Origin of the sequence: Micromonospora palomenae (assembly GCF_007829925.1) — a bacterium.
Lineage (GTDB): Bacteria > Actinomycetota > Actinomycetes > Mycobacteriales > Micromonosporaceae > Micromonospora > Micromonospora purpureochromogenes.
In genome coordinates this window covers 573,000-597,654 of sequence record NZ_VIXA01000003.1, presented here as the reverse complement: position 1 = coordinate 597,654, position 24,655 = coordinate 573,000, and the positions used below count along the sequence as shown (strand labels likewise).

Sequence of the window (24,655 nt, the reverse complement as noted above, 5' to 3'; positions counted from 1 at the left end):
TCGGGTGGCCTGGGACCGTTCGGTGACAATAGGCACAGCTATCACGACTATCCGCGTTCGTGGGGGTTTCTGGGAACGCTTCCACGCGCAGGATCACGCAATTGCGAGTCTCCTCGTACTCTTGACGGCACCGGTTCTGCTGAACCTGACCTTTGCCATATCCGCCGCAAATACACCCCGGAGCCGCCGCCGTGCCGCCCACCCCCGCCACCAGCCCGGAAACCAGCGCCGGGGCCGACCGGGAACCGCCGGGTCAGGTCGACCTGTCCGCCCACCGGCCGGCCGCCGCCGAACTGGCCCGGGCCGCCGAGCTGACCGCCGGGGAACTGCTGGCCCCGCCCGCACCGGTCCGACTGGGCGACGTGGTGCCGGCCCCGGAGCAGGTCCGGCCCGACCCGACGGCCGACTTCACCCTCCCCGCCGACGCGGCCGTCCGGGTGGGCCCGGACCCGGACGCCCGGGAGGTGGCCGAACAGCTCGCCGAGCTGCTGCGACCGGCCACCGGGTACCCGCTGCCGATCGTGGTCGAGGCCACCACCACCGGCGGCCCGCTGGTGCTCACCCTGGCCGCCGCGACGCCGCCCGCCGGCGTACCCCGCCCCCGGACCGCGGCCGAGGACACGGCGGGCGCGGGCGCGGCGGGCGCCGTCGCCGGCGCCGCTGAGCCGGCCGGCACGGACGGCGCGGCGAGCGTGGGCGGCGTCGCGGAGCCGGTGTCGCCGGGCGGCGTCGATCCGACGCCGTCGGCCGCCGGACCGACCACCGTCGGCGCGGATGAGCTGGGCGCCGAGGGCTACCGCCTGGACGTCACCCCCACCGGGGTGCGGATCAGCGCCGACACGGCAACGGGCCTGTTCCACGGGGTGCAGACGCTGCGGCAACTCCTGCCGGCGGCGGTCGAGAGCCCGTCCCCGGTGGCCGCCCGCTGGGTGGTGCCCGGCGGCGTGCTCGTCGACCGGCCGCGCTTTCCGTACCGGGGCGCGATGCTCGACGTCTCCCGGCACTTCTTCGGCGTCGCCGACGTGCTGCGGGTGATCGACCACCTGGCCCGGTACAAGCTCAACCACCTGCACCTGCACCTCACCGACGACCAGGGCTGGCGGATCGCCGTCGACTCATGGCCGGCGCTGACCACCGTCGGCGGGGCCACCGAGGTCGGCGGCGGCCCGGGCGGTTTCTACACCGGCGCGGACTACCGGCGGATCGTCCGGTACGCCGCCCGCCGGCACGTCACCGTCGTCCCCGAGATCGACCTGCCCGGCCACACCAACGCGGCGCTGACCGCGTACCCGGAGCTGGCGCCGGACCGGGTCGCGCCGCCGCCGTACACCGGCACCGAGGTCGGCTTCAGCTACGTCGACCCGGCCAGCGAGCGGACGTACGACTTCGTCGCCGACGTGCTCGGCGAGGTGGCCGCCCTCACCCCCGGCCCGTGGCTGCACATCGGCGGCGACGAGGCGTTCAAGGTCAAGGGTGCGGCGTACACCGGCTTCGTGGAGCGCACCCAGCGGATCGTCGCCGGCACCGGCAAGACGGTCATCGGGTGGCACCAGATCGCCCCGGCCGGGCACGCCGAGGAGCGGGTGCTCCAGTGGTGGGGCACCGACGGCACGGACCCGGTGGTCGCCGAGGCGGTACGCCGGGGCGCCCGGCTGATCCTCTCCCCCGGCAACCACGCCTACCTGGACATGAAGTACGCCCCGGACACCCCGATCGGACACGACTGGGCCGGGCTGATCGACGTGCGGCGCGCGTACGACTGGGATCCGGGCACTCACGTGGCCGGCGTACCGGCCGACGCGGTGCTCGGCGTGGAGGCACCGCTCTGGACCGAGTCGGTGACCACGCTGGCGGAGATCGAGTTCATGTTCCTCCCCCGGCTGCCCGCCATCGCCGAGTTGGGCTGGTCGCCCCGCTCGGCGCACGACTGGGCCGGGTTCCGCGAGCGCCTCGCCGGCCACGGCCCGCGCTGGGCCACCGCCGGCATCGCCTTCCACCGCGCCCCGGAGATCCCCTGGCCGGCCGAGCGGGACGCGGCCGACACCCCGACCACCGCAACCCCCACCCCACCCGCCACGCCGACCCCCACCGGCTGAGCGCCCCCTCGCACCAAGGCCCGCATTCGCTCGGTTGATCAAGAAGTTTGCGCCCGTCGGGCGGCGCGTCTCTGACGCAAACTTCTTGATCACCGAGGCGGGGAGGGGGCCGGCTGCCGGTTCGGGCTGAATGTCCGGTTTCGAGTGGGCGGTATCGGCCGGGAGCAGGTCGTCTGGCCTGCGGTGTCGGGTGGGCGGGGGCCATCTCGGTGGCGGAATGGCCGGTGGGGTGGGGTCGTTGTACATGGCGTACCTCCGGCGCTCCCCCGGCCGGACGAATCCCCGGGACCGGCCCCATGGAATGCGCGGCCGCCCGGGCCGGTTACATCCCCCGGACACCCGAGCAGGTCCCGCCGATCGCCGGGTCGATCCCCTTCTGACTTTTCCCGCGGCACCGCGCCCCCTGTTGCGTGTGCCGCGCACCCCCGAACAGAGAGGCAGCCGATCATGCGTACCGATCTGATCCGCAAGACCGCCCTGACCGCTGCCGGCCTCGCCTTCACCGGCGCCGTCGCCGGCCCGCTCGCCACCGCCAACACCGACTCGGCCGCCACCGACAAGGGCGCCGCGTCGGCGAAGAACGACCGCAAGTCGCACGGCGAGCGTGAGCTGACCATGCGCTACGAGGCCCAGCCGAACTTCTACTACTGCGGCCCCTCGGCCACCCGCAACGCCCTGTCGGTGCAGGGCAAGGACATCGACGTGGACGCCGTGGCCAAGGAGATGGGCACCACCGAGGCCGGCACCAACAGCATCAACGACATCACCCCGGTGCTGAACAAGGAGACCGGCAAGAAGGTCTACCGCTCGGTGGAGATCCGCGACAACAGTGCCGACCGCAAGGAGACCGAGAAGCTGCGCGCGGACGTCGTCCGCACCATCGACGACGGTCGGGCCGTGGTCGCCAACATCGCCGGCACTGCCACCGACACCGACGGCATCACCCACTCCTTCGAGGGTGGCCACTACATCAGCGTCATCGGCTACCGCGACGGCGGGAACGTCGTCACGATCGCCGACTCGGCGAACGCCGACCAGATGTCCTACCGGATGAGCGTGGACAACCTGGCCGACTGGATCGCCACCCGCGGCTACGCCGCCGCCGCCTGATCCACGGCAACACCGACAAGGGCCGGCCCCCACCCGGGGGCCGGCCCTTCGTCGTGTGCGCGTGCGGCGCGGACCAGCGGCGGTCAGCCGCCGGAGTCGGCCAGCTCGGCGCCCTCGGGCACGGTGTCGTCGTCGCGGCTGGCCAGCCAGCCGTCGGGCAGGAAGACCTTGCCCGGGGAGTTGGTACGACCGCGCGGCTGACCGAGGGTGGCCACCGGGAAGGGTTCGGTCGGGTCCAGCTTGCCGAGCAGGTCGTCGAGCTGCGCCAGGCTCTCGATCATTGCCAGGTCGCGGCGCAGCTCGCTGCCGACCGGGAAGCCCTTGAGGTACCAGGCGACGTGCTTGCGGAAGTCGGTGCAGCCGTCCCGCTCGCCCCGGGCCGGGGTACGGCTGCCGGCGGTGAACTGGTCGACCAGCAGCTCGGCGTGGCGGCGCATGGTCTGTGCGACCTCGCCCAGGGAGGGCAGCCGCCGCTCGGGGCGGCCGTCGAACGCGGCCTCCAGGTCGGCGAAGAGCCACGGCCGGCCCAGGCAGCCTCGGCCGATCACCACCCCGTCCACGCCGGTGTGCGCCACCATCCGCAGCGCGTCGTCGGCCTCCCAGATGTCGCCGTTGCCGAGCACCGGCACGTCGAGGGCCTGCTTCAAGGTGGCGATCGCGTCCCAGTCGGCGGTGCCCGAGTAGCGCTGCGCGGCCGTACGCCCGTGCAGGGCGACCGCCGCCACCCCGGCGTCCTGCGCGGCCAGCCCGGCTTCCACGTACGTCAGGTGGTCGTCGTCGATGCCCTTGCGCATCTTCACGGTGACCGGCACCCCGGCCGGTGCGGCGGCGTCCACCGCGGCCCTGACCAGGCGGGCGAAGAGCCGCCGCCGCCACGGCAGCGCGGAGCCGCCGCCCTTGCGGGTCACCTTGGGCACCGGGCAGCCGAAGTTCAGGTCGATGTGGTCGGCGAGGTTCTTCTCCACCACGATCCGCACCGCGGCGGCGGTGATCTCCGGATCGGTGCCGTAGAGCTGGAGGCTGCGCGGCCGCTCGTCGGCGCCGAAGGCGATCATGCGCAGCGTCTTCGGGTTCCGCTCGACCAGGGCGACAGTGGTGATCATCTCGCAGACGTAGATGCCGCCGCCCTGCTCCCGGCAGAGCTGCCGGAAGCCGACATTGGTGATGCCGGCCATCGGGGCGAGCACCACCGGCGGCCACACCTGGTGCGGGCCGAGGGTGAGCGGGCGGAGCGCGACGGACGGGGCGGGACTGGTCACGTACCCAAGAATCCCATGCCCCGCGCGGCGGCCCGCCCTCCGGTGGCCGGTCGCCGCCGCGATGGTGAGCGAACTCGCACCGCGACGGCGACCGGCGGACGGTCAGTACGTGCCGGGGCTGGACAGGATCAGGCCCGAGACGTCCACGATCACGGACGTGGCCGCGTTGACGTGGATCGCGAACGCCAGCCCGTTGCCGTTGTAGCTGCCGAGCTGCACCTCGACCAGGTTGGAGAGGATCTGGTTCGGCCCCCACCAGTTGAGCGACGAGGTCTGCGGCTTGGCGATCGACGAGCTGTACGCGGTCAGCACCCCGGCGGAGACGGTGCCCGCCACGGTGATGTTGACGTACGCGGCGGTCGCCTTCTCCGCCAGCGCCGGTGGGACGTTCTTCACCGTCAGGTGGATGATCTTGCCGGCGTTGAGCTTGCCGGAGGTCACGCCGGCGCTTCCGGCCAGGATGTTCGCGCTGTAGGTGGAGAGCGTGCGGGTGTCCAGGATCCGCTGCGGCGCGACGGCCATCGTCCGGTTCGCCCACCGCGAGGTGTTGACGTACGCCTTCGCGCCACCCTTGCCACCGATGATCAGGGCGTCCCGGCTCGTCACGGCCAACGAACCGGTGGCGATCTCCTGGGGCAGATTCTCGTCGGTCGCCTGGCTGAGCCATAGCGCCGACCACCCAGGGGCGCCCCGAAGGGAGAGGGTCGGCCCGCTCGCGGACCCGCCGACCAGCAGAGTCTCCGAGCCGGAGCCGTGGTTGACAGCGCCGAGGATCACCGGGTCACCGACGTCGGCGCTGGCCGGAGAGCCGACGACCGTTGCCGCCCCGACACCGGTGCCCACCGCGACGCCGGCCTTGATGACCCGACGGCGGGTGGGTGACGAGGTCTCCTCGGTCATGCTGCTGGTCTCCTCGGTTCCGTGGTCACGCACCGGACCGCACCTCCCGATCGCCGCGCTCCGCGTTGGCCTTGATCACGTCGGCGCGCACGCCGCTGGTCCCCGAGTCGGCCGTCAGGCCCTTCGGGTTGTTGACGACGGCCGACTCCGGGTGGAACACCAGCAGGCCGGTGACGTCGAGGATCACCGCGGTGGCGCTCTTCTGCACCCAGATCGCCACGGTGTCGGGGTAGTAGTCGCCGTTGGCGGTCGACCAGGCGCCGAGCTGGGTGATCACGCCGTTGGAGAGCAGCTGGCCGGCGCCCCACCAGTTGATGGTGGACGCGCCCGGGGCGTTGCCCCGGCCGTAGACGGTGGCGAAGCCGCCCTTCTCGGTCTTGGCCACGGTGACGTTGCCGATCAGGCCGTCGCCGTAGTTGACGATGCCGTCGAGGTGGACCAGCAGCCAGGCGCCCGCGACCGCACGGCCCTGCGAGTCGATCTGGCTGTGGCCCTCCAGCAGCCGGGCCCGGCCGGCGGCGGAGCGGGTGTCCAGCACCCGGGTCGGCGGGATCGGCACCAGCATGGTCGCGTTCGCCGTGGTGAGGACCTCGTTGCGCACCGGCGCGCCGGTGGACGTCGTGGTGACGTGCGCCAGTCCCGCCGTGGTGGGATAGATATCTCCCCACTTCGGGTTGGTGACGTCCTGTCGCTTGAGGTGCAGCGACGCGCCGGTGTCGTTCTGCAGCACCAGCGTCGCGCCCGGGCCGGTGCCGTGCAGGACCGTCTCCCAGGAAGCCTGGTTCGCCTGCCCGATGGCGAGCGGATCACCGTTGGCGGCGGCCGCCGGGGTGGCGTTCGCCGCGGTGGCGGCGGTGGCGGCGACCGCCGCGCCGCCGGTCACGGCGGCCCGCCGCAGCAGGGTACGCCGCGAGGCGGAGCGGTCGGGTTCGGACGAAGTCATCTCATTCCCCCGTTGGATGGGTTGGCGGTCTGCGACGGACGGCTGCCGAGGTGGGCCGGGAACGGCCGGGCCACCTACGCCCCACCGCCGAGCAGCACCTGGCTCGGGTGGCCGACCAGCAGGCTGGTCATGTCGACGATCGCGTGGGTCGGCGACGAGGTGGCCTGGAGGGTCAGCACGCTGCGGTACGCCCCGACGGCCCCCAGCTCGGTGAAGAGGAAGTTCGACAGGATGGTGCCGGCGGTCGCCCAGTTGACCGTGGACGCGGTGGGCTTGGTGCCGCTGCCCCAGACGGTGAGCACGCCGGCGCCGGTCATCCCGACCACGGTGACGTTGCCCTTGATGGCGTAGCCGTCGCGCACGTACGCGTCGAGGGCGAGCACGATCGGCACGCCCGGCTGGAGCCGGCCGAGGGAGTCCAGCGACCCGGAGACGATGTTGCGCCGCAGGGTGGCGTCGCGGGTGTCGAGGATCCGGGTCGGCGGCACGGCGACCGAGGTGGTGGCCCACTCGCTGGTCCACGCCCAACCGTTGGTGGGGTTGGCGTCGGTGCCCGCCCGGACGAAGAGGTCGCCCTGGTCGTCGACGGCCAGGGTGCCGGCCTCGGAGTCGAGCACGTTCGGGTAGAGACCCGAGCTCGGCACCAGCCGCAGCGGCACCCCACCAACCGACTGCGCGCTGAGCGCCGAGCCGACGGAGGACGTCACCGTCGTGGTGGCCGGGCCGGCGTCGTTCGTCGTACCCATGATCATGTTTTCCCCCGGGGCCGCCTGGGCCGCGCCGGGCATGCCGACCGCGGCGGCGACACCGGCACCGGCCGTGGTGGCGGCGACCGTGGCGGCGCGGCGCAGCAGGCGCCGCCGCTTCGGGTCGTGGTCGTTGTCCTGTTGCGACGCGCGCGTCATGCAGACACCCCCGTGATGAGATTCAACGCCGGGAATGCTCGCACGAGATCATGCCCGGCTCAACCACCGGGTGGGCGCAACCGCCGGCCGATGGGCCACTGACGACGACGGCCCCGCCCCCTGGTGGGGGCGGGGCCGTCGGGTGCCGGGTCAGCAGCCGGGCAGGCGCTCGATCAGGTAGCGCTCGACCTGGTCCAGGGCGATCCGCTCCTGGGCCATGGTGTCCCGGTTCCGCACGGTCACCGCGTCGTCGTCGAGGGTGTCGAAGTCGACGGTCACGCAGAACGGGGTGCCGATCTCGTCCTGCCGGCGGTAGCGGCGGCCGATGGCCTGCGAGTCGTCGAACTCCACCACCCAGCGCTTGCGCAGCTGCGCGGCGAGGCCCTTGGCCTTCGGGGAGAGCGCCTCGTTGCGGGACAGCGGCAGCACCGCCACCTTGACCGGGGCCAGCCGCGGGTCGAAGCGCATCACGGTGCGCTTGTCCACGCCGCCCTTGGTGTTCGGGGCCTCGTCCTCGTCGTACGCCTCGAGCAGGAACGCCAGCACCGCGCGGGTGAGACCGGCGGCCGGCTCGATGACGTACGGCATCCACCGCTCCTGCTTCGTCTGGTCGAAGTAGGACAGGTCGACGCCGGAGTGCTTGCTGTGCGTGGAGAGGTCGAAGTCGGTCCGGTTGGCGATGCCCTCCAGCTCGGCGAACTCGCTGCCGCCGAACTGGAACCGGTACTCGATGTCGACGGTGCGCTTCGAGTAGTGGGAGAGCTTCTCCTTGGGGTGCTCGTAGAAGCGCAGGTTCTCCGCCGACAGGCCCAGGTCGAGGTACCAGTTCCAGCGCTCCTGGAGCCAGTACTCGTGCCACTGCTCGTCGGTGCCCGGCTCGACGAAGAACTCCATCTCCATCTGCTCGAACTCGCGGGTCCGGAAGATGAAGTTGCCCGGGGTGATCTCGTTGCGGAACGACTTGCCGGTCTGCGCGATGCCGAACGGCGGCTTCTTGCGGGCGACCGTCTCCACGTTCTTGTAGTTGACGAAGATGCCCTGGGCGGTCTCCGGGCGCAGGTAGTGCAGGCCCTCGTCGCTCTCCACCGGGCCGAGGTAGGTCTTCATCAGGCCGTTGAACATCTTCGGCTCGGTGAAGGTGCCCTTGTTGCCGCAGTTCGGGCAGTTCAGCTCGGACAGCGAGGTCAGCGGCTTGCCGTGCTTCTCGGCGTACGCCTCCTCCAGGTGGTCGGCGCGGAACCGCTTGTGGCAGGACTGGCACTCGGTGAGCGGGTCGACGAACTCGGCGATGTGGCCGGAGGCCTCCCACACCTTGCGGGCCAGGATGACCGCGGAGTCCAGGCCGACGACGTCGTCGCGCTGCTGGACCATGGTCTTCCACCACTGCCGGCGGACGTTCTCCTTGAGCTCCACGCCGAGCGGACCGTAGTCCCACGCCGACCGGGTGCCCCCGTAGATCTCGCTGGAGGGGAAGACGAAGCCTCGGCGCTTGGCGAGGCTGACGACGGCGTCGATACGGTCGGCTGGCATGTTTCCTCCTACGCCGGCTGGCGGTCGGCGGGGACGTGATGTGGACGGAACGAACAGTTCGGGACAACGGTACGACCAGCGGCGTCCCGAGCCCAGCAGAATACCGGGGACGCCTCAGTTGACCCCGCAGACCTCCATGCCGCCGGTCTGCTGGTCCGGCACGAGGGTGACCTGCTGGGTCTCCTGGAAGCCACCGCTGAAGGTGACGTCCACCGGCACGGTCAGCGCGTTGGGGTCGACCTCGCCCACCCGGTAGGCGGCGACCGCCGGCTCGTCGGCCACCCGCTGGGCGAACTCCGCCCGGGACTCGCGCCGCTGCTCCTCGTCGCAGAGCTTGTCGTACGCCGCGCCGTACTCCTTGCGCACCAGCGCGCGGTAGTAGGCGTCGGTGACCGCGTGCCCCTGCTCCTCGATCGCCTGGGCGTTGCTGATGGTCAGGCCGACCACGGCCGCCCCGCCCCCGCCGCAGCAGATCAGCAGGGCTAGCGCCCCGACGCCGAGGCCCAGCCAGAGCCGCTTGCGGCCGCCCTCGGTGGGCGGCGCGGCGAACGGCGGGGCCACTCCCGGGCCGGGCGGCGGGGCCGGCACCCCCGGGTCGGCCGGCGGGGCGCCGTCCCGGCCGGGCGTCGCGGGGTACGGCGGTGGGGCTGCCGGGCCGGGTGCGGTCATGAGTGCAGGGTAGTGCCCAGTCTCTCAACGGTGCGGACTCGCGGCCCGATCACTGGTGGCCACCACGACCCCGCCGTCCGGGGCGGCGCTGGCCAGCGTCTCGTACGCGGACGGCTCGTCGAGCGACTCGGCGAGCAGCGGCACCGCGGCGATCTTGACGTCGAACCCGCCCAGCGCCCGCCGGTACGCCCCGACGGACTCCCACTCGGTGACCAGGCACCAGTGGGCCGGGTCGTCGAGCGCCCGCAGCAGTTCGCCGCGCAGGTAGCCGGGGCGGGCGGCGAGCGCGGCGAGGGCGGCGTGCGCCCGACCGACGAAGTCGTCGGCGACATCGACCTCGACCACGAACCGGTTGGTGACCAGCACCGGCGTCCTCCTCGTAGAGTCTGTGAGATGCAGCGTACGCAGAGCCCCCTGCTGGTCCGGCTCTCCCGGGCCAACCCGACGTCGGTGTTCCTCGCCACCCTGGCGGTGGTGCTGGTGGCGTTCTTCGCACCCGGCCCGGTGGGCGGCGTGCTGCTGCTCGCGCTCGCCGCCGGGCTGAGCTGGCTGCTGGCGACCACCTGGCCGGTGCAGGCGCCGCAGACCCGGATGATCCGGCTGGTGATGCTGACCCTGCTGGTCGCGGTCGCGCTGGCCAAGCTGCTCTGACATGCACTCATGCGTTTTTGACAATCATTTCCGTTGTCACGGACAGTTCATGACATGAACATCCGCTCCGCTCCGCGCGCCCTGGCCGCCGCCACCGCCCTGCTCGCTCTCGGCGGCGTCGCCGCCTGCTCGACCGGCGGGGCGGGCGCCGACCCGCAGCGGGTCGACGTGGTGGCCGCCTTCTACCCGTTGCAGTTCCTCGCCGAGCGGATCGGCGGCGACGCGGTCACGGTCGCCAACCTGGCCAAGCCGGGCGCCGAACCGCACGACCTGGAGCTCAACCCACGCCAGGTCGGGCAGGTCAACGAGGCGGAGCTGATCGTCTACCTCAAGGGCTTCCAGCCGAACGTGGACGAGGCGGTGGACCAGAACGCCGCCGACCGCGCCTTCGACGTGGCGACCGTGCAGCCGCTGCTGACCGCCGCGGCCGGCGGCCACGAGCACGAGGGTGAGGCCGGTCACGCCGAGGAGAAGGCCGGCGCGCTGGACCCCCACCTCTGGCTGGACCCGACCCGGCTGGCCGCCGTCGGCGACCAGCTCGCCGAGCGGCTCGGCCGAGCCGACCCCGACCGGGCCGCCGACTACACCGCCCGGGCCCGGGCGCTCCGCGTCGAGCTGGAGAAGCTCGACGCCGAGTTCGCCGCCGGGCTGAAGACCTGCCAGCGCCGGGAGATCGTGGTCAGCCACACCGCCTTCGGCTACCTGGCCGAGCGCTACCAGCTGGAACAGGTCGGCATCACCGGCCTCACCCCCGACACCGAGCCCTCCCCGCAGCGCCTCGCCGAGGTCGCCGCCGAGGCCCGCGAGCACCGGGCCACCACGATCTTCTTCGAGACCCTGGTCAGCCCGAAGGTCGCCGAGACCATCGCGGCGGAGGTCGGCGCGAAGACCGCAGTGCTGGACCCGATCGAAGGGCTGTCGACCGACTCCGGCGGGGACTACCTTTCGGTGATGCGCACCAACCTGCAGACCCTGCGGACGGCGTTGAGCTGCTCGTGACCGCACCCGTCATCACCGTCACGCACGGGGCGGTCGGCTACGACGGCCGACCCGTGCTGCGTGACGTGTCGCTCACGGTCACCGCCGGCGAGGTGGTCGCCGTCCTGGGGGCCAACGGCTCCGGCAAGTCCACCCTGATCCGCGCCGTGCTCGGGCTGGTCCCCCTGGCCAGCGGCTCCGTCGAGCTCTTCGGCACCCCGCTGCGCCGGTTTCGGCAGTGGCGGCGCATCGGGTACGTCCCGCAGCGGCTCGGCGCCGGCGGCGGCGTACCGGCGACGGTGCGCGAGGTGGTCGCCTCCGGCCGGCTGGCCCGCCGGGGCGTGCTCCGCCCGCCGGGGCGGGCCGACCGGGAGGCGGTCGACGCGGCGCTGCGCGCCGTCGGGCTCGCCGACCGGGCCGCCGACCCGGTCGCCACCCTCTCCGGCGGCCAGCAGCAGCGCACCCTGATCGCCCGGGCCCTCGCCGGCCGGCCGGAGCTGCTGGTGCTCGACGAGCCGACCGCCGGGGTCGACGCGGCCAGCCAGGAGGCGTTCGCCACCGCGCTGCGCGACTTCGTCGCCGACGGCGGCACCGTGCTGCTCGTCGCCCACGAACTGGGCCCGCTGCGACCGCTGATCAGCCGGGCGGTGGTGGTGCACCAGGGTGGGATCTGCCACGACGGCGCGGTGCCCGAGCCCGCCGGCCACCACGCGGAGCCCGATCACGACCACGTGCACCCGCACGGTCCCGACGAGCCCGCCGGGCTGTGGAGCAGCTGACCATGGAACTCTTCCAGTACCCCTACATGCAGCGCGCGCTGATCGGCGCCCTGGTCATCGGCCTGGCCGCCCCGGCGCTCGGCATCTACCTGGTGCAGCGGCGGCTGACCCTGATCGGCGACGGCATCGGCCACGTGGCGCTGACCGGCGTCGGCGCCGGGCTGCTGCTCAACCGCTCCCCGGTGCTGGTGGCGGTGGTCGTGGCGACCCTCGGCGCGATCACCATCGAGCTGGTCCGGGCGCGCGGACGCACCTCCGGCGACCTCGCGCTGGCACTGCTCTTCTACGGCGGCATCGCCGGCGGGGTGATGCTGGTCGGGCTCTCCGACGCCACCAGCGCGAACCTCAACGCGTACCTGTTCGGCTCGCTGACCACCATCTCGCCGCAGGACCTGATCACCATCGCGGTGCTCGGCGCGGCCATCCTGGTCACCATGCTGGCGCTGCGCCCGGCGCTCTTCGCGGTCTGCCACGACGAGGAGTACGCCCGCGTCGCCGGGCTGCCGGTCCGGACGTTGAACCTGCTGCTGGCGGTGGCCACCGCGGTCACCGTCACCATCGCCATGCGGGCGGTCGGGGTGCTGCTGATCAGCGCCCTGATGGTGGTGCCGGTGGCCACCGCGCAGCAGGTCACCCGGGGCTTCCGCAGCACCATGACGGCGGCCATGGCGCTCGGCCTCTTCGCGGCCGGGGCCGGGGTCTGGGTGGCGGCCACCGCCGACACCGCCCCGGGCGCCTCGGTGGTGCTCCTGGCGATCGCCTCGTTCCTGGTGGTCGCGCTCACCGCCGCCGGCTGGCGGACGCTGCGCCGGCGGTCCACCCCGGCGGGTACGCCGGCGCCCGAGCCGCACGAGGTCGTGCTCCGGTGACGCCGCCCCGGCAGCTGTCGGTGGTATTGGTTACCGTTGCAGGGTGACCGGCACGAACGGCTACGAGGCCTACGAGGGCGCGGGTGACCTGCTCCGCGCCCTGTCCGCCCCGATCCGGCTGGCGATCGTGAGCGAGCTGGCGCAGGGTGAACGGTGTGTGCACGAGCTGGTGGAGAAGCTCGGCGCCCCCCAGCCGCTGGTCTCCCAGCACCTGCGCGTGCTGCGCGGGGCGGGGGTGGTCCGCGGCTCGCGGCGCGGCCGCGAGATCGCGTACGCGCTGGTCGACGAGCACGTGGCGCACATCGTGGCGGACGCGGTGAGCCACGCCGGGGAGGGATCATGAGCGAGGGGGCGCTGCGGAACACGCGGCAGCGCACGGCGGTGAGCTCCCTGCTCGCCGAGGTGGAGGGCTTCCACAGCGCGCAGGAGCTGCACGCGATGCTCCGGGACCGGGGCGAGCGGGTCGGGCTGACCACCGTCTACCGCACCTTGCAGGGCCTCGCCGACGCCGGCGAGATCGACGTGATGCGCCCGCCCGGCGGGGAGCACCTCTACCGCCGGTGCAGCGAGGGGCACCACCACCACCTGGTCTGCCGGGCCTGCGGCCGCACCGTCGAGGTGGCCGGGCCGGCGGTGGAGACCTGGGCCGAGCGGGTCGCCGCCCAACACGGGTTCGCCGACGTCAGCCACACCCTGGAGATCTTCGGCACCTGCCCGAAGTGCGCCGCCTGACGGCGATTCAGGGGGTGCCCGCCGCGCCGCGTCGTGGCACGCTGTCCGGCGTGAAGATCTACGCAGATCGCTTCCCTGTCGCCCTCCGTCAGCTCCTCACCGACCTGCTCGTCGTCGTCTGGGTGTACGCGGCGATCCGCTTCGCCCTGTGGGTGCACGACCTGGTGCAGAAACTCGCCGTACCCGGACAGAAGCTGGAGGGGGCCGGCGGTGGTCTCGCCGACAACCTGGCCGAGGCCGGCGGCAAGGTCGGCCGGGTGCCGCTGGTCGGCGACGAGCTGACCGCCCCGTTCGAGCGGGCGGCCGAGGCGGCCCGTGCGGTCGCCGACGCCGGCCGGGACCAGCAGGAGCTGGTCGGCCAGCTCGCCCTGGCCCTCGCCATCGCCGTGCTGGTCTTCCCGCTCGCCCTGGTGCTCTTCGGCTGGCTGCCGCTGCGGGTGCGCTGGATGCGCCGGGCCGCCTCGGCGAAGGCGCTCGCCACCGCCCCGGCCGGGCGGGACCTGCTGGCGCTGCGCGCCCTCGTCGGGCAGCCGCTGCGCAAGCTGACCAGGATCGATCCGGACGTGGCGGAGGCGTGGCGGCGGGGCGACGACGCCACCGTCGACGCGCTCGCCGCACTGGAGCTGCGCCGACTCGGCCTGCGGGGCGGGCGCTAGGGTGTGGCGGTGCTGTACTTCCTGATCGTCGTCGCCGTGCTGCTGCTCGGGTACGCCGCCGTCCTGGTGAGCTTCGTCCGCAAGGGTCGCAAGATCCCGCCGCAGGCGTACCTGGTGCTCGCTGTGCTCAACGGGCTGATCCTCGCGGCGGTGCTGGCCTGGGCCGTCGCCCGCTGACTTCAGCGACGGCCCAATCCCTGCTCAGCCGCCCTGGCGGGGGATCCGGCGGCGGACGTCCGGCGTGGTGGACGGGCCGGGTGACCAGCGCGCCACCCAGGGGGTATCGGCCGGCGGGGTGAGCACGCCGGACTCCAGGGCGGCGTACCGGCCGGCGAGGATCCGCTTCGCCGCCGCGACGTCCACGGAGTCGGTGTTCTCCCACAGCGCGGTGAACAACTGGTCCACCCGGACCCGGGCCTGCCGGCAGAACAGGTCGGCCAGCTCGACGTTCTCCGGGCGGGTGTCCCGCTCCGCGTACGCCCGCACGCAGACCGCGGACATCGCGAACAGCTCCGCGCCGATGTCCACCACCCGGCCGAGGAACGCCTGCTTGCGTTCCATCTTTCCCTGCCAGCGAGACATCGCGTAGAAGGTCGAGCGGGCCAGCTTGCGGGAGTGCCGCTCCACCTGCCGCAGGTGACCGGCGAGCGGGCCGAACTCGCCGTACGCGTGGGGGCGCTGTCCCCGACCGACGGCGAGGGTGGGCAGCCACCGGGCGTAGAAGGCCCCGGCCCGCGCTCCCGCCCGGGCCTTGCGGCCGAGGCCGGCGTCCGGGTCGATGATGTCGCCGGCGACCGAGAGGTGCGCGTCGACCGCCTCCCGGGCGATGAGCAGGTGCATGATCTCGGTGGAGCCCTCGAAGATCCGGTTGATCCGCAGGTCCCGCAGCATCTGCTCCACCGCGGCCGGGCGTTCGCCCCGGGCGGCGAGCGAGTCGGCCGTCTCGTACCCGCGCCCGCCCCGGATCTGGATCAGCTCGTCGGCGATCTTCCAGGCCATCTCGCTGGCGTAGAGCTTGACCAGGGCCGCCTCGATCCGGATGTCGTTGCGGTCGTCGTCGGCGAGCAGGCAGCAGAGGTCGAGCATGGTCTCCATGCCGTACGTGGTGGCGGCGGTGAAGGCGAGCTTCTGGGCGACCGCCTCGTGCTCGCCGACCGGCCGGCCCCACTGCACCCGGTCGGCGGCCCACTCCCGGGCCACGTTCAGCGACCACTTGCCCGCGCCGACGCACATCGCCGGCAGCGACAGCCGACCGGTGTTCAGCGTGGTCAGGGCGATCTTCAACCCCTTGCCCTCGCCGCCGATGACGTTCTCCCGGGGCACGAAGACGTCGTGGAACCGGGTGAGGCTGTTCTCCAGGCCGCGCAGGCCGACGAAGGCGTTGCGCCGCTCGACGGTGATGCCCTCGCTGTCGCCGTCGACCACGAACGCGGTGATGCCGCCGCGCCGCCCCTCGCCGGCCGGCACCCGGGCCATCACCACCAGCAGGGTGGCCACCGTGCCGTTGGTGGCCCAGAGCTTCACCCCGTTGAGCCGGTAGCCCGTGCCGTCGGCGGTCGGCTCGGCGATGGTGGCCAGGCGGGCCGGGTCGGAGCCGACGTCCGGCTCGGTGAGCAGGAACGCGGAGACCTCTCCGGCGGCCAGCCGGGGCAGGAAGAGCTGTTTCTGCTCGTCGGTGCCGAACATCTTCAGCGGCTGCGGCACGCCGATCGACTGGTGGGCGGAGAGCAGCGCGCCGATCGCCGGGCTGACCGAGCCGGCCAGCATCAGCGCCCGGCAGTAGTGCAGGTTGCTCAGGCCGAGACCGCCGTACTTGCGGTCGATCTTCATGCCGAACGCGCCGAGCCGGGCCAGCCCCTGGAACACCTCGTCCGGGATGGACGCGTCCCGCTCGATGGCGGCGCCGTCCACCTCGGACCGCAGGTACGCGCCGAGCTCGGTGAGGAACCGCTCGGCCCGCGCGTCGTCGTCCGGGTCGGAACGCGGCCAGGGGTGGATCAGGTCGAGCCGGAACCGGCCGAGGAAGAGTTCCTTGCCGAAGCTGGGCCGGTCCCAGGCGGTTTCTCGGGCCGCCTCGGCGACCTGGCGGGCCTCCTTCTCGGAGACCTGGCCGGCCTCGGCCGGCAGCGGCCCGGCGCCGTCCTCGGTGGGTCGGCTGTTGTGCGTCGTGGTCACGGCTGCCCCCTCGAACCTCGGTCCGGATGCGTCAACGTGCTCGACAAGAGCAACGCTACCCCCGGGTGTTACCCAGGGGTAGCGTTGCGCGCACGTCGGATTTCCCGGGCGGTGACCGGGTCAGTCGCCGGTCAGCACCTGCGGCGCGTCATCGTCGTCGTCATCGACGTCCTCGCCCCAGTTGCGCCGGGCCATCGGCAGGAAGACCCAGAAGGTCAGGAACCACAGCGCGGTGAGCGCGCTCAGCACCAGGGCCACGCCGCGCTGCAGCACGAAATCGGTGATCAGCAGCACCGCGCTGACCATCGAGATCAGCATGAAGGCGAGTCCGCCGCTGGCCATCCGGTGGGCGAAGCGCACCAGCTCCGGCTTGCGACCCTGGCGGAACAGCGCGCGGTGGAAGGCGACCGGCGAGATGATCATCGCGGTGGCGGCCGCCGCCGACAGCAGCGAGACGATGTAGACGTCCTTCTGGAAGCCGCTGGTCCGGGTGAAGCCGTTGCTGAACGGCAGGGTGAGCAGGAAGGCGAAAAGGATCTGCACGCCGGTCTGTGCGACGCGCAACTCCTGGAGCAGATCGGCGAAGTTGCGCTGCCAGCGCTGCTTCTCGGATTCCTTCGACACGCGCTACCTCCAGAAGAGACGGTACTGCCGACGAGGCCCACCCCGCCGGCAGCAACGCCAATGCCCGAAGCGGAACCGCGCGAAACCGGCTCACGAACCTCCCCTCGTTCGCGACTGCGGGGCTCGCAAACCCGGCTCACTCCTCGCGCTCACGCCCCTCGGCGGATGCGGCCGGCGTACCGGGCCTCCAGCGCGGCGTTGTGCTCGTCGCCGCCGGTGATGTTCGCCGACAGGTAGACCGGGGGCCGCTCCCCCGCCGCGATCAGCCGGGCCACCGTCTCGGCCACGATCTGCTGGGCCAGCAGGGCCGCGGTGATCGAGGAGACCGCGCCGACCGCGCCACCGTCGGGCAGCGGCAGGGTCGCGTCACCGTACGGGGCGCCGTTGTCCAGCACCACGTCGGCGAAGTCGGCGAGCTTGCGCCCGGACGGGTGGCGGGAGGCCATCCGGCCCGAGTGCTGCGCCGAGGTGATCGCCACCAGCCGGTGCCCCCGCTCGACGACCAGCGACGCGAACTCCACCATCGCGCCGTTGACGCCGGAGTTGGAGGCCAGCACGAAGATGTCCGACGGGCGGACCGGGGCCAGCTCGTAGAGCCGGTGCGCCACGGCCGGATCGCGCTCCAGGTGCGGCCCGAGGATGCTCGCCGGCTCGCCGCCCACCAGCACCAGGTCACGGAGCGCGATCCGGTTGGTCGGCACCAGCCCACCGGCCCGGCCGGCGATCTCCATCGCCAGTGCCTCGGAGTGGCCGGTGCCGAAGGCGTGCACCACCCCGTCGGCGCGCAGCGCCTCGGCGATCAGGTCGGCCGCCCGACCCACCGCCTCCCGCTGGCTCGTGGCCACCCGGCCGATCGTCTCGGTCACCACCGCCAGGTATGCCTCGGCGCTCACCGTCATCCGTTCCTCCGTCCGTCGGTCCTGCTCGTCGGGTGGCCCACGGCGGGCTCAGGCCAGGTTGCGTACCCGGGCCAGGATCGCCTCGGCCAGCGGGGCCGGCGCCTCGTCGGGAATCCAGTGGGTGACGCCGGGGAGCGCGACGAACCGGTACGGCCCGGTCACCTGGGCGGCGCAGGCCTCGGCGGCGGTCCGGCCGATCGCGACGTCCCCGTCGCTCCAGACGAAGGTGGTGGGCACCGCGACCGGCCCGGTCCGCGCCAGGTCGGCCCGGGACATGGCCCGGTACCAGTTCAGCGCCCCGGTCAGCGCGCCCGGCTCCCGCATCGGCTCGGCGTACCGGGCCACCCGCCCGGCGTCGCCCACCCCGGAGAGCAGCCGGCGCAGGGCAGTCGCCCGCACGGCCAGCAGCACTTTCTCGGCCTTGCCCGGCTGGCGGAACAGCAGCATGTACGACGAGCGCGCCTTCTGCCGAGGGTCGTTCGCCAGCGCGTGCGCCATCGCGGCGGGATGCGGCACGGAGACGGCAGTCAGGGTGCGGACCCGCTCGGGGTGCCCCGCGGCGAGGCCCCAGGCGACGACCGCACCCCAGTCGTGCCCCACCACGTGGGCCGCCTCGACGCCCAGCGCGTCGAGCAGCGCCACCGCGTCTTCGACCAGCTTCGGCAGCCGGTAGGCGGCCACCTCGGCCGGGCGGGCGCCCGGCGAGTAGCCCCGCTGGTCCGGCGCATACGTACGCAGGCCGGCGGCGTGCAGCGCCGGCACCACCTCGTCCCACTCGCCGCCGTGCTGCGGGAAGCCGTGCAGCAGGAGGACGGGTTCGCCGCCCTCCGGGCCGCCGGTGCGTACCTCGAACGTCAGCCCTCGCGCCTCGACCCGCATGATCGGCAGCCTACCCAGCCCGGCGGTCGTCCACCCGGGCCGACCGTGGCGGGGTCGGAGCTGTTAGCGTCGACGAGACAACTTCACATCCGACAGGGGAGCGCACAGCGCTGAGAGTGCGGGCACCGCCCGCAGACCCTCGAACCTGATCTGGGTAATGCCAGCGCAGGGAGTTCGGTCGACCTCCAGCCGCGCCGCCGTCCGGTCCCATACCGGGCGCGGCGTGCGTCTTCTCCTGGTTCGATCATTTGGACTGGGAGCACACATGACCAACACCGACAGCAACCGGTGGCGCACCATCGACATCGTCATCGCGGCGGTGCTCGGGGTGGCCTTCGGCATCATCTTCTGGGCCTGGGGCCTGCTCTGGAACGGCCCCGCCGACGCGATCCCGCTGCCCGGCCGGGCGGCCATCTACGGCGTCTGGCTGGTCCCCGCCGTCCTGGGCGGCCTGATCATCCGCAAGCCGGGCGCCGCCTTCTTCACGCTCACCGTCGCCGCGCTGGTCTCGGTGGCGCTGGGCAGCAGCTGGGGCTGGACGCTGGTCATCCAGGGTCCGCTGGAGGCCGCCGCGGCGGAACTCGCCTTCGCCGCCTTCGGGTACCGCGTCTTCCGGCTGCCCGTCGCCCTGCTGGCCGCCACGCTGGCCGGCCTGGCGGCGGCGCTCTACGACGTCTTCATCTGGTACCCGGACACCGCCTGGGGCAGCTTCCGCCTCCCCTACATCCTGATCACCGCGGTCAGCTCCCTGGTGATCGCCGGCCTGGGCAGTGTCGCGCTCACCCGCGCCCTCGCCCGCACCGGCGTCCTCGACCGGTTCCCCGCCGGCCGCGAACGCGCCGCCATCTGACCGCCCCCCGCTTCGTTGATCAAGAGGTTTGCGTCAACGGGAGCCACCGTCGTGACGCAAACCTCTTGATCACCGGCCGGCTCCCGGCCGGAGCCGGCCGGGAGCCGGGTGGGCCTGGGTAGGGAGGGGGTCGGGTGGGCGCGGTGGAGGTGCGCGGGTTCGGGTGGCGGCACGCCGGACGGAAGGCGTGGGCCGTGCGCGGGGTGGACCTGCGGATCGAGGCCGGGGAACGGGTCCTGCTGCTCGGGCCGTCCGGGGCGGGCAAGAGCACCCTGCTGGCCGCGCTGGCCGGGCTGCTGCCCGAGGACTCCGGCGAGCAGGAGGGCACCGTCGAGATCGACGGGCTCGACCCGCGCAAGGACCGGGAACGGGTCGGCATCGTCTTCCAGGACCCGGAGACCCAGCTGGTGATGGCCCGCAGCGGCGACGACGTCGCGTTCGGGCTGGAGAACCGGGGGGTGCCGGCCGGGGAGATCTGGCCGCGGGTGGACGAGGCGTTGCGCCGGGTCGGCTTCCCGTACGACCGGGACCGGCCCACCGCGGCGCTCTCCGGCGGCGAGCAGCAGCGCCTGGCCCTGGCCGGCGCGCTCGCCCTGCGCCCCGGCCTGCTGCTGCTCGACGAGCCGACCGCCAACCTCGACCCGGCCGGCGCCGACCTGGTCCGCCGGGCGGTCGCCGGCGCGCTGTCCGCCGACACCACCCTGATCCTGGTCGAACACCGGGTCGCCGAGGCGCTGCCGCTGGTCGACCGGGTGGTGGTGCTGGAGCCGGGCGGCGGCGTCCGCGCGGACGGCCCGCCGGAGGCGGTCTTCGCCGCGCACGGCGAGGCACTGGCCGCCGAGGGCGTCTGGGTGCCGGGCCGGACCATCCCGCCCCGGCACGCCACCACGCCGCCCGGCGAGGAGTTGCTCACCGCCGACCGGCTCGGCCTGCCACCCCGGCTGGCCCCCACCGACCTGCGGGTACGCGCCGGCGAGGCGCTCGCCGTGCTCGGGCCCAACGGAGTCGGCAAGTCCACCCTGGCCCTGCTCCTCGGCGGGCTGCTCCGCCCCGGCGTCGGCCGGGTCACCGCCACCGCCGCGCTGGCCGGGGCGGACGACCGCACTCCCCCGCACCGCTGGCGGGCGCCCGCGCTGACCCGCCGGATCGGCTCGGTCTTCCAGGACCCGGAGCACCAGTTCGTCACCGCCACCGTCTTCGACGAGCTGGCGCTCGGCCCCCGCCGGACCGGCCAGTCCGAGCCGGCGGTACGCGCCACGGTGGACGCCCTGCTGGACCGGCTGCGGCTGACCCGGCTGGCCGGGGCGAACCCGTACACCCTCTCCGGTGGGGAGGCGCGGCGGCTGAGCGTGGCGACCGCACTGGCCACCGCGCCCCGCCTGCTGATCTGCGACGAGCCGACCTTCGGCCAGGACCGGCGCACCTGGCGGGAGCTGCTCGACCTCTTCGCCGACCTGCGCGACGCCGGGCACGCCGTCGTCACCGTCACCCACGACGCGGACTTCGTCGCCGCGCTCGCCGACCGCACCGTCACCCTGAACCGGCGGCCCGACCCGGCCGGCGGCGACTCCGGGCGGCGCCCGTGATCAGCCTGGAACCGGTCGCGGCGCCCGGCGCGCCGCTGGCCCGGCGCAACCCGGTGGCGAAGCTGGCCGCCGCGTTGGTCTTCTCGGCCGTCCTGGTGGCCACCCTGGACCCGGTCGCCCCGGCCATCGCGATCGCCGTGGAGCTGGCCGTGCTGCCGCTGTTCGGGATCCGGTACCGGGTGCTGGCCCGACGGGCCCTGCCGCTGCTGGCCGCCGCGGCCGGCATCGTGGTCACGCTGGTGCTCTTCGCCGCCGACCGGTCCGGCCGGGTGCTGCTGGACGCCGGGCCGCTGCTGGTCACCTCGGGGGTGCTGCTGACGGCGCTCGGGTTGGTGCTGCGGATGTTCGCGGTGGCCCTGCCGGGCGTGATCGTCTTCGCCACCACCGACCCGACCGACCTGGCCGACGCGCTGGTGCAGAACGCGAAGGCGCCGGCCCGCTTCGCCATCGGGACACTGGCCGCGTTCCGGCTGGTCCCGCTGCTCGGCCAGGAGTGGCAGATGATCGAGATGGCCCGCCGGGCGCGCGGCGTGGACGCCGGGCGCAACCCGGTGGCGAAGCTGCGGCTGTTCGTGTCGACCGCGTTCGCCCTGCTGGTCGGGGCGATCCGGCGGGGCACCCGGCTGGCGGTGGCGATGGACGCCCGGGGCTTCGACGCCGGTACCCCGCGCACCTTCGCCCGCCGGCAGCGGTTCGGCGTGGCCGACGGGCTGCTTGTCGCCGGAGCGGCCGTGCTCGGGAGTGCGGCGATCGCGGTCAGCGTCGCGCTCGGCACCTTCCGCCCGCTGATCGGCTGACCCGGGCGACCGGGGTCCGGACCGGCGGCCCGGTGGTCAGGTTCGGCCGTGGTGACGAGCGGTGCCGGCGGACCCTCCGGCCGGCCACCTTCGGAGGGAAGGTGTCCGGTGAGCGTGATACCTCTGAGGTATCAAGATGCCTCAGAGGTATCACGCTCGTCGCGGTCATACCCCCCGCGCCGCGACACGCCGAACCGGCTCACCGGGCCACGCTGGACGCGGTCCCGGTGCAGCAGCCGACGGGTCGCCGCACCGGGAGCGCCGGATCAGGTACGCGACCGACCGGCCGTCGTACCGACAGCGCCGATCAGTCGTACCGGCAGCGCTGATCAGCTGCGGCGGAAGGCGTACCGGCGGGTCTGGCCACGGGCGGCGGTGGAGCCGCCGCGTACCGCCGGGCCGGTCCACGGCGGGGTCGTCGGGGCGGGCCGGGCGGCGGCGGGCGCGGAGCCCGTCTCCTCCGGCAGGGTGACCGGGGCGGCGGGCGCCACGGTGAGCGCGTCGAGATCCGGCGGGCTCACCGCCACCTTGGCCGGCGCCGACGGGCGGGACTTCTTCGGACTGCGCTTGGCGGGCATACGCTGCCTCCTTCGGATGCGGGGACCGCGCCGCGAGGCGGGCGGTCGGCGGGCAGGAAAGGGCCCGGGCGACCCGACCACGGAGACACCACCCGCAGGAAAAGGTGGGGAATGCGGACGCCCGGCGCGGCCGGACCCCCGACGACGCGGCGGGCCCGACTGGCTGAAGGTGGGGCGTCAGATACGCATGCCGACACGCTAACCCGCCGACGGCGGCGGCCGCAGCCGATTTACTGGCACCATCGGCGGCATGCTGATCGCGTTCTCGATTACCCCGCTGGGCGTCGGCGAGTCCGTCGGCGACCTGGTCGCCGAGGCGGTCCGGGTGGTCCGCGCCTCCGGCCTGCCCAACCACACCGACGCCATGTTCACCACCGTCGAGGGTGAGTGGGACGAGGTGATGGCGGTGGTCAAGCGGGCGGTCGACGTGGTGGCCGAACAGGCGCCCCGGGTCAGCGTGGTCCTCAAGGCCGACGTGCGACCCGGCGTCACCAACGCGCTCACCGGCAAGGTGGCCCACGTCGAGGCCCGCCTGGCCGAGGGCTGACCCCGGCGGGCGCCGCCGCTGGCGGGCCCGGCCACGACGGCCCGCACCGCGCCGCTCACCGAGCGTCGATGTCCGGACCATGGCGGCCGGTGGCCGCGATACGGTCGCAGGACGGCAGGCCGACGAGAGGTGGCGGACGGATGGCTCAGCAGGCGACGGCGCAGATCGGGGTCACGGGGCTGGCGGTGATGGGCCGCAACCTGGCCCGGAACCTGGCCCGCAACGGCTTCACGGTGGCGGTGCACAACCGCTCCCCCGAGCGCACCCGCAGCCTCGTCGCCGAGCACGGCGACGAGGGCACCTTCGTCGCGTCCGAGTCCCTCGCGGACTTCGTCGCCACTCTGGAGCGACCCCGCGCGGTGATCGTCATGGTGAAGGCCGGCGGCCCCACCGACGCGGTGATCGACGAGCTGGTTCCGCTGCTGGAGGAGGGCGACATCGTCGTCGACTGCGGCAACGCGCACTTCGCGGACACCCGCCGCCGGGAGGAGACGCTGCGCGGGCACGGGCTGCACTTCGTCGGCACCGGCGTCTCCGGCGGGGAGGAGGGCGCGCTGCGGGGGCCGAGCATCATGCCCGGCGGCTCCGCCGAGTCGTACGCGAAGCTCGGGCCGATCTTCGAGAAGATCGCCGCGCAGGTGGAGGGCACTCCGTGCTGCCGGCACATCGGCCCGGACGGCGCCGGCCACTTCGTCAAGATGGTGCACAACGGCATCGAGTACGCCGACATGCAGCTCATCGCCGAGGCGTACGACCTGCTGCGGGCGGGGCTGTCGGCGAGCCCGGCGGAGATCGCCGACATCTTCCGGGAGTGGAACACCGGCGAGCTGGAGTCCTTCCTGATCGAGATCACCGCGGACGTGCTGGCACACACCGACGCGGCGACCGGCCGGGCCTTCGTCGACGTGGTGCTCGACCAGGCCGAGCAGAAGGGCACCGGCCGGTGGACCGTGCAGAGCGCGCTCGACCTGGGCATCCCGATCACCGGCATCGCCGAGGCGACCTTCGCCCGGTCGCTGTCCGGCCACGCCGACCAGCGCGCCGCCGCCCGCCGGGCCTTCGCCGACGCCGGCGAGAAGTGGCAGGTCGACGAGCGGGAGACCTTCGTCGAGGACGTCCGGCGCGCGCTGCTGGCCAGCAAGATCATCGCGTACGCGCAGGGCTTCGACCACATCCGCGCCGGCAGCCGCGAGTACGACTGGGACATCGACCTCGGCGGCACCGCCACCATCTGGCGGGGCGGCTGCATCATCCGGGCCCGATTCCTCGACCGCATCCGGGAGGCGTACGACGCTGAGCCGGACCTGTCGACGCTGCTGGTGGCGCCGTACTTCGCCGAGGCGGTCGGCGCCGGGGTGCCGAGCTGGCGGCGGGTGGTCGCCGACGCGGCCCGGGCCGGCGTGCCCACCCCGGCGTTCTCCTCGTCGCTGGCCTACTTCGACGCGCTGCGCGCGGAGCGGCTGCCGGCGGCGCTCATCCAGGGCCTACGGGACAACTTCGGCGCGCACACCTACCACCGGGTCGACCGGGAGGGCTCGTTCCACACCGTCTGGGCCGGCGACCGCTCCGAGGTGGCCGGCTGATCGACCCGGTTTGCGGCGTGTCGGGGTGTCCCGAGCCGGGGACACCCCGATACGCCGCAA

The 24,655-nt window shown here is 73.5% G+C and carries 27 protein-coding genes and 1 riboswitch; of the genes, 15 read left to right on the top strand and 12 right to left on the bottom strand.

What is annotated here, in order from left to right; genetic code table 11:
- Positions 1-293 precede the first annotated feature (293 nt).
- Both FHX75_RS23785 and FHX75_RS23780 read left to right on the top strand, forming a co-directional pair.
- Positions 294-2,096, top strand: coding sequence for a family 20 glycosylhydrolase (locus FHX75_RS23785; protein WP_425463533.1), 1,803 nt, complete (start codon positions 294-296; stop codon positions 2,094-2,096).
- Between the two features lie 447 nt (positions 2,097-2,543).
- The gene (locus FHX75_RS23780; RefSeq protein ID WP_154942530.1) at positions 2,544-3,206 is read left to right on the top strand and encodes a C39 family peptidase; all 663 of its coding nucleotides are present in this window, start codon (positions 2,544-2,546) and stop codon (positions 3,204-3,206) included.
- Between the two features lie 83 nt (positions 3,207-3,289).
- Here FHX75_RS23780 and dusB read toward each other — a convergent pair whose 3' ends face one another.
- From dusB to FHX75_RS23745, 7 genes are all read right to left on the bottom strand, one after another.
- A complete protein-coding gene (gene dusB, locus FHX75_RS23775) occupies positions 3,290-4,465 on the bottom strand; it encodes a tRNA dihydrouridine synthase DusB (protein WP_154942529.1) in 1,176 nt (391 codons plus the stop codon).
- Between the two features lie 102 nt (positions 4,466-4,567).
- Positions 4,568-5,398, bottom strand: coding sequence for a hypothetical protein (locus FHX75_RS23770; RefSeq protein WP_154942528.1), 831 nt, complete (start codon positions 5,396-5,398; stop codon positions 4,568-4,570).
- A complete protein-coding gene (locus FHX75_RS23765; RefSeq protein ID WP_154942527.1) occupies positions 5,391-6,308 on the bottom strand; it encodes a hypothetical protein in 918 nt (305 codons plus the stop codon). The genes FHX75_RS23770 and FHX75_RS23765 overlap by 8 nt, the downstream gene beginning before the upstream one ends.
- A gap of 74 nt (positions 6,309-6,382) precedes the next feature.
- The gene (locus tag FHX75_RS23760; RefSeq protein WP_154942526.1) at positions 6,383-7,213 is read right to left on the bottom strand and encodes a hypothetical protein; all 831 of its coding nucleotides are present in this window, start codon (positions 7,211-7,213) and stop codon (positions 6,383-6,385) included.
- 150 nt (positions 7,214-7,363) lie between these two features.
- Complete coding sequence (locus tag FHX75_RS23755) at positions 7,364-8,743, bottom strand: glycine--tRNA ligase (protein ID WP_154942525.1); 1,380 nt, start codon at positions 8,741-8,743, stop codon at positions 7,364-7,366.
- A 114-nt stretch (positions 8,744-8,857) separates the two neighbouring features.
- Positions 8,858-9,331 (bottom strand): hypothetical protein, encoded by a 474-nt coding sequence (locus FHX75_RS23750; RefSeq protein WP_154942743.1) that lies wholly within the window; start codon positions 9,329-9,331, stop codon positions 8,858-8,860.
- Between the two features lie 105 nt (positions 9,332-9,436).
- Positions 9,437-9,778, bottom strand: coding sequence for an antibiotic biosynthesis monooxygenase family protein (locus tag FHX75_RS23745; RefSeq protein ID WP_154942524.1), 342 nt, complete (start codon positions 9,776-9,778; stop codon positions 9,437-9,439).
- 27 nt (positions 9,779-9,805) lie between these two features.
- On the opposite strand from FHX75_RS23745, the gene FHX75_RS23740 reads away from it, so the two are divergent.
- Genes FHX75_RS23740 through FHX75_RS30950 form a run of 8 tightly spaced genes read left to right on the top strand, consistent with a single transcriptional unit; the run spans position 9,806 to position 14,254 of the window.
- On the top strand, positions 9,806-10,063 hold the full coding sequence (locus FHX75_RS23740; RefSeq protein WP_154942523.1) for a DUF6703 family protein: 258 nt from the start codon (positions 9,806-9,808) through the stop codon (positions 10,061-10,063).
- A gap of 54 nt (positions 10,064-10,117) precedes the next feature.
- A complete protein-coding gene (locus tag FHX75_RS23735) occupies positions 10,118-11,062 on the top strand; it encodes a metal ABC transporter substrate-binding protein (RefSeq protein WP_154942522.1) in 945 nt (314 codons plus the stop codon).
- Positions 11,059-11,820: a metal ABC transporter ATP-binding protein gene (locus FHX75_RS23730; protein WP_154942521.1), complete on the top strand. Its 762-nt coding sequence runs from the start codon at positions 11,059-11,061 to the stop codon at positions 11,818-11,820. The genes FHX75_RS23735 and FHX75_RS23730 overlap by 4 nt, the downstream gene beginning before the upstream one ends.
- Positions 11,821-11,822: 2 nt before the next feature.
- Positions 11,823-12,689 carry a metal ABC transporter permease gene (locus FHX75_RS23725; RefSeq protein ID WP_154942520.1) on the top strand — a complete coding sequence of 289 codons (867 nt, stop codon included), beginning with the start codon at positions 11,823-11,825 and terminating at the stop codon, positions 12,687-12,689.
- 43 nt (positions 12,690-12,732) lie between these two features.
- The gene (locus tag FHX75_RS23720) at positions 12,733-13,032 is read left to right on the top strand and encodes an ArsR/SmtB family transcription factor (protein ID WP_154942519.1); all 300 of its coding nucleotides are present in this window, start codon (positions 12,733-12,735) and stop codon (positions 13,030-13,032) included.
- Positions 13,029-13,421, top strand: a complete 393-nt coding sequence (locus FHX75_RS23715) for a Fur family transcriptional regulator (RefSeq protein WP_154942518.1) — start codon at positions 13,029-13,031, stop codon at positions 13,419-13,421. The genes FHX75_RS23720 and FHX75_RS23715 overlap by 4 nt, the downstream gene beginning before the upstream one ends.
- A gap of 50 nt (positions 13,422-13,471) precedes the next feature.
- Positions 13,472-14,077, top strand: a complete 606-nt coding sequence (locus FHX75_RS23710) for a hypothetical protein (protein WP_154942517.1) — start codon at positions 13,472-13,474, stop codon at positions 14,075-14,077.
- A gap of 9 nt (positions 14,078-14,086) precedes the next feature.
- Positions 14,087-14,254 carry a hypothetical protein gene (locus tag FHX75_RS30950; RefSeq protein WP_170285442.1) on the top strand — a complete coding sequence of 56 codons (168 nt, stop codon included), beginning with the start codon at positions 14,087-14,089 and terminating at the stop codon, positions 14,252-14,254.
- A 24-nt stretch (positions 14,255-14,278) separates the two neighbouring features.
- Here the strand turns inward: FHX75_RS30950 and FHX75_RS23705 are convergent, their stop codons facing one another.
- The 4 genes from FHX75_RS23705 to FHX75_RS23690 all read right to left on the bottom strand — a co-directional run bounded on the left by FHX75_RS23705 (position 14,279) and on the right by FHX75_RS23690 (position 18,654).
- Positions 14,279-16,252: an acyl-CoA dehydrogenase family protein gene (locus FHX75_RS23705; RefSeq protein ID WP_154942516.1), complete on the bottom strand. Its 1,974-nt coding sequence runs from the start codon at positions 16,250-16,252 to the stop codon at positions 14,279-14,281.
- Positions 16,253-16,372: 120 nt separating this feature from the next.
- The gene (locus FHX75_RS23700) at positions 16,373-16,876 is read right to left on the bottom strand and encodes a DUF6328 family protein (protein WP_154942515.1); all 504 of its coding nucleotides are present in this window, start codon (positions 16,874-16,876) and stop codon (positions 16,373-16,375) included.
- Between the two features lie 149 nt (positions 16,877-17,025).
- A complete protein-coding gene (locus tag FHX75_RS23695; RefSeq protein ID WP_154942514.1) occupies positions 17,026-17,775 on the bottom strand; it encodes a sugar isomerase domain-containing protein in 750 nt (249 codons plus the stop codon).
- A gap of 48 nt (positions 17,776-17,823) precedes the next feature.
- Positions 17,824-18,654: an alpha/beta fold hydrolase gene (locus FHX75_RS23690; protein WP_154942513.1), complete on the bottom strand. Its 831-nt coding sequence runs from the start codon at positions 18,652-18,654 to the stop codon at positions 17,824-17,826.
- 84 nt (positions 18,655-18,738) lie between these two features.
- A riboswitch (TPP riboswitch) is annotated at positions 18,739-18,844 on the top strand.
- A gap of 75 nt (positions 18,845-18,919) precedes the next feature.
- Here FHX75_RS23690 and FHX75_RS23685 point away from each other — a divergent pair.
- The 3 genes from FHX75_RS23685 (at position 18,920) to FHX75_RS23675 (ending at position 21,887) form a co-directional block, all read left to right on the top strand.
- Entirely contained in the window at positions 18,920-19,504 is a 585-nt protein-coding gene (locus FHX75_RS23685) for an ECF transporter S component (RefSeq protein WP_154942512.1), read from the top strand.
- A gap of 134 nt (positions 19,505-19,638) precedes the next feature.
- Positions 19,639-21,090, top strand: coding sequence for an ABC transporter ATP-binding protein (locus tag FHX75_RS23680; protein WP_154942511.1), 1,452 nt, complete (start codon positions 19,639-19,641; stop codon positions 21,088-21,090).
- A complete protein-coding gene (locus FHX75_RS23675; RefSeq protein ID WP_154942510.1) occupies positions 21,087-21,887 on the top strand; it encodes an energy-coupling factor transporter transmembrane component T family protein in 801 nt (266 codons plus the stop codon). The genes FHX75_RS23680 and FHX75_RS23675 overlap by 4 nt, the downstream gene beginning before the upstream one ends.
- A gap of 329 nt (positions 21,888-22,216) precedes the next feature.
- Here FHX75_RS23675 and FHX75_RS23670 read toward each other — a convergent pair whose 3' ends face one another.
- Positions 22,217-22,465: a hypothetical protein gene (locus FHX75_RS23670; protein ID WP_154942509.1), complete on the bottom strand. Its 249-nt coding sequence runs from the start codon at positions 22,463-22,465 to the stop codon at positions 22,217-22,219.
- A 250-nt stretch (positions 22,466-22,715) separates the two neighbouring features.
- Here FHX75_RS23670 and FHX75_RS23665 point away from each other — a divergent pair, with 250 nt between their 5' ends.
- Both FHX75_RS23665 and gndA read left to right on the top strand, forming a co-directional pair.
- Positions 22,716-23,012 (top strand): MTH1187 family thiamine-binding protein, encoded by a 297-nt coding sequence (locus FHX75_RS23665; RefSeq protein ID WP_154942508.1) that lies wholly within the window; start codon positions 22,716-22,718, stop codon positions 23,010-23,012.
- A gap of 140 nt (positions 23,013-23,152) precedes the next feature.
- Complete coding sequence (gene gndA, locus FHX75_RS23660) at positions 23,153-24,595, top strand: NADP-dependent phosphogluconate dehydrogenase (protein WP_154942507.1); 1,443 nt, start codon at positions 23,153-23,155, stop codon at positions 24,593-24,595.
- Positions 24,596-24,655 lie beyond the last annotated feature (60 nt).